The 2667-nt window shown below is 73.6% G+C and carries 3 protein-coding genes; all 3 read left to right on the forward strand.

From position 1 onward, the window contains the following. A partial coding sequence (locus AC0CYZ_RS29900) for a TetR/AcrR family transcriptional regulator (protein WP_472221746.1) occupies positions 1 to 577 on the forward strand: 577 nt, incomplete at its 5' end. Between the two features lie 81 nt (positions 578 to 658). Then, positions 659 to 2335, forward strand: coding sequence for a class I adenylate-forming enzyme family protein (locus AC0CYZ_RS29905; protein ID WP_472221747.1), 1677 nt, complete (start codon positions 659 to 661; stop codon positions 2333 to 2335). A 26-nt stretch (positions 2336 to 2361) separates the two neighbouring features. Further along, a partial coding sequence (locus AC0CYZ_RS29910) for an LLM class flavin-dependent oxidoreductase (RefSeq protein ID WP_472221748.1) occupies positions 2362 to 2667 on the forward strand: 306 nt, incomplete at its 3' end.

The raw sequence follows: 2667 nt of genomic DNA on the forward strand, positions 1-2667 counted from the left end.
GCGCGACCCCGCCCGCAAGGACCGCATCCTCGCCGCCGCCGCCGAGCTCGTCGCCCGCCACGGCTACCACGCCGTCGCGATGGCCGACATCGGCGCCGCGGCCGGCATCGTCGGCTCCGGGATCTACCGCCACTTCGACTCGAAGGCCGCGCTCCTCTCCGCCCTGCTCGAGCAGCTCATGGACGAGATGGAGCGGGCGGCCGCCGCCGTCGTCGCGCAGGCCCACGACGACCGCGACGCCCTCGAACGCCTGGTCACGACCCACGTCCGGTTCGCGATCGAGGACCGCCGACTGCTGCAGGTCTACTACCGCGAGGCGCACCACCTGCCCGAGGAAGCCCTGCGCGGCCTACGTCGGGCGCAGCGGCACTACATCGAGGAGTGGGTGATCGCGCTCGCCCCGCTGCGCCGCGAGCTCTCCGACGCCGAGCTGCGCGTGGTCGTGCACGCCGCGCTCGGCACCACCCAGGCCGTGCTCTTCCACCACAGCGGTCTGCCCGCCGATCGGCTCGCCGAGCTGCTCGAGGAGATGGGCCGCCGCTGCCTCGGCCTCCCGGAGCGCGCGACCGCCGAGTGAACCGTCGGTGACCGGCCCTTGCGCCACCCGACCCCGCCTGGGAATGCTGCGGGTCACACCGCAGCGGGCAGGGAGGCACGCGTGGATCTCGCGAGCACCACCTTCGACGTGACGAGCCTGCGCGGGCGCCGCGCGGTCCACCGGTGGGAGCGCACCTCCGTCGGCGACGTCTTCGAGCGGATGACCTGGAGCTACCCCGACCAGCCCGCGATCGTCGGCCGCCCGGGCGCCTACGCCGAGGAACGCTTCCGGCAGGTGACCTACCGCGAGGCCGACCGGATCGCCAACCAGGTCGCCCACGGCCTGCTCGCCCGCGGCCTCGAACCGGCCGCCCGCGTGCTCCTGTTCTGCGAGAACTCCGTCGAGGCCTACGTCGCGAAGATCGGGATCGCGAAGGCGGGCCTGGTGGCGATGCCGCTCAACCCGAACCTCGCGCCCGACGTCGTCGAGCACCTCGTCCGCCACGCCGAGCCCACGTTCGCGATCGTCGACGCCGAGTGCTGGCCGAAGGCGCAGGAAGCCTTCGCCCGCACCGGACTCGATCCCGCCGTGACCATCGCGATCGGCGGCGACCCGGTCCCCGGCAGCGTCGGGTTCGGCGCGTTCGTCGACGCCCAGGCCGACGACGAGCCCGTCGTCGAGATCCACGGCGACGACATCTGGGAAATGCTGTTCACGTCCGGGACGACCGCCATGCCCAAGGGCGTGATGATCTCCCACTCGGCCAGCCACGTCGCCGCGATGAGCTTCGCGCTCTCGCTGACCCGGGGCACCGGCCTGGAGAACGACCTGCGCATGGGGACGTTCCTGCCGATGATCTACCACGTCGGCGAGCTGATCTTCGCCCTCGGCGCGTTCGTCTCGGGCGGCACGCTCGTGGTCGGCCGGCGGCCCGTGCCCGCCGACGTGGCCCTGATGGTCGCCGAGGAGCGGATCACCGCGCTGTGGGCCGGGTCGCCGCAGTTCGTGACCGCCCTGACCAAGGAGTTCGACGCCCAGGGCCTCGACGTGTCCTGCCTCGACGTCCTCGTCTACGGCTGGGGTGCGCTGCCGCCGCCGACGTACGCGCGGCTGCTCGAGCAGGCCGGCTCGATCGTCGTCCTCGGCATCTTCGGCCAGACCGAGGCGATCACGTGCCACCGCTTCTGGCCGCGCCGCTGGCCCGAGACCTACGAGGCCACCGCCCCCGTCGTGAACTACGTCGGGCTGCCCAGCCCGCTGCTCGCCTCGGACGTGTTCGACGACGACGGCGTCTCGCTGCGCGACCGCCCCGGCGTCCCGGGCGAGGTCGTGTACCGGACCCCGACGGTCACCGCCGGCTACTACAAGGACGAGGCCGCGACCCGCGAGGCGTTCCGCACCGGCTGGTTCCACTCCGGGGACAGCGCCGCCTTCGACGCGGACGGCCTGCGCGTCGTCGTCGACCGCATCAAGGACATCGTCAAGACCGGCGGCGAGAACGTGTCCAGCCTGCGGGTCGAGGCCGCGCTCTACGAGCACCCCGGCGTCGCGCGGGCCGCCGTCATCGGGCTGCCCCACGACCGCTGGGGCGAGGCGGTGACGGCCGTCGTCGTCGCGGCACCCGGCGCCGAACTGTCCGCCGAGGACCTGATCGCGCACTGCCGCGCACGGCTCGGCGGCTACGAGACGCCCAAGGCGGTCGTGTTCGCCGACGAGCTCCCCGAGACCGTCGGCGGCAAGGTGCTCAAGTACAAGCTGCGGGCGGCCCACGCCGAGCTCTACGCGGTGCGGGCGTGAGGATCGGCGTCAACGCCGGGCACTTCATCGGGACGCCGCCCGCCGACCTCGCCGAGCGCGTGCAGGCCCTCGACGCCGCGGGCTTCGCGTCGCTGTGGTTCGCCGAGGCCTATGGCTCCGACGTGTTCACGCCGATGGCGTTCTGCGCCGCGCTGACCTCGCGCATGCGCCTGGGCGCGGCCGTCGCGCAGCTCCCCGCCCGGACCCCGACGACGACCGCGATGGCCGCGATGACGCTGGACCACCTCTCGGGCGGGCGCGTGGTGCTCGGGCTGGGGGCCTCGGGTCCGCAGGTCTCCGAGGGCTGGCACGGGGTCCCGTACGCGCGGCCG

This window comes from Actinomycetospora sp. (assembly GCF_055612215.1).